At 65.5% G+C, this 1,375-nt stretch carries 2 protein-coding genes; both read left to right on the top strand.

Going from position 1 to position 1,375, the window contains the following annotated elements:
* The first annotated feature begins 111 nt into the window (after positions 1-111).
* Entirely contained in the window at positions 112-816 is a 705-nt protein-coding gene (locus QSV36_RS22970; RefSeq protein WP_170034060.1) for a TetR/AcrR family transcriptional regulator, read from the top strand.
* Between the two features lie 29 nt (positions 817-845).
* Positions 846-1,375 (top strand): hypothetical protein (locus tag QSV36_RS22965; RefSeq protein WP_289134713.1); only part of this gene is annotated, 530 nt, incomplete at its 3' end.

The following is a 1,375-nucleotide window of genomic DNA, read 5'->3' as shown; positions in this document are numbered from 1 at the left end:
CCCGCTCCCACAGCTCGTGACTGTTGTGGGGCCCCTGTGGGAGCGGGCGCGCCCGCGAAGAGGCCGGTACAGACGAAACACTGTCCATGAGGTACCCCCGTGACACCCGCAATGCCTCACCAGGGCGCCGCCGGCATCGCCACCGCCGTCGCCGAAAGCGTGCAATACCAGGGCCGCAAGACTGCCCGCCAAGGCAGCGAACAGCGCCGCCAGCTGATCCTCGACGCCGCCATGCGCATCGTCGTGCGCGACGGCGTGCGCGGGGTGCGCCACCGCGCGGTGGCCGCCGAGGCTGGCGTGCCATTGTCGGCCACCACTTATTACTTCAAGGATATCGAGGACCTGCTCACCGATACCTTCGCCCAGTACGTCGAGCGCAGCGCCGCCTACATGGCCAAGCTGTGGGCCAACACCGAGGTGGTGTTGCGCCAGTTGCTCGCCCAGGGCGACGGCAGCCCGCAGGCGCGGGCACGGCTGGCCGACGAAGTGGCGCGCATGACCGCCGACTACGTGCAACGCCAGCTGTTGAATCGCCGCGACTACCTGATCGCCGAGCAGGCCTTCCGCCAGGAGGCGCTGCTGTGCCCGCGGCTGGCCGAACTGGTGTGCGCCCACGACCAGATCCTGTTGCATGGCACCCGGCAATTGCTGCAAGTGGTCGGCTCTCGGCAACCGGAACAGGACGCCCAAATGTTGACGGCGATTATCGAGCAGATGGAATATCAGGGCCTGCTCAAGGACGCGAACGCGCAAGCCGATGGGCAGATGCTCGCTATGCTTACCCGATACCTGCAGCTGGTGCTGGCATCGGCGTGAGCCGAGACTGACTTTTCAAGGAGAACCTGATGAAAGCCTGGCGTATGGTGCTGTTGACGCTGTCATTCCTGCTGCTGGGCGGTTGTCTGGTGACCTTCCACGAGCCGTTGCCCAGCAACCAGGCGGCGCCCAAGGCGCTGCTCGGCAAGTGGAGCAGCAAGGATGCCTGGGGCGAGCCATTGAAGCTGGTGATCAGCCGCAGTGGCGGTGATGCCTACAAGGCGGTGGCCACGGCCAAGGGCAAGGCCCCCGAGGAATACGTGTTCACCGTGTCGCGCCACGGCAACCGCTGGTACCTGTCGGCTGGCGTGCCCAAGCGCCTGGGTGGCAACTTCCTCATCGGCGGTTTCGATATCGTCGATGGCAAGGAACTGGTGATCTACAACCTGGATGTCGAGCAGGTGCAGCAGGCGGTGGACAAGAAGGAGCTGATCGGGCGCAGTACCGAAGTGCCGGAAGACAACGGTGACGGCGTGCTGATTGACAGCCCGGCGGCGCGGGTACTGGCCTACCTGGACGACCCGGCCAACTCCGACCTGTTCGTCGAAGTGGCGCGGTT

The organism is Pseudomonas sp. BCRC 81390, assembly GCF_030341915.1.
GTDB lineage: Bacteria > Pseudomonadota > Gammaproteobacteria > Pseudomonadales > Pseudomonadaceae > Aquipseudomonas.
The sequence above is the reverse complement of the archived record's forward strand: the minus strand, read 5'-3'. Positions and strand labels throughout refer to the sequence as shown.

What these genes read in the sequence shown, in the direction of transcription:
- QSV36_RS22970 (WP_170034060.1), top strand. Translation starts at nt 112, where the DNA reads ATGCCTCACCAGGGCGCCGCCGGCATCGCCACCGCCGTCGCCGAAAGC.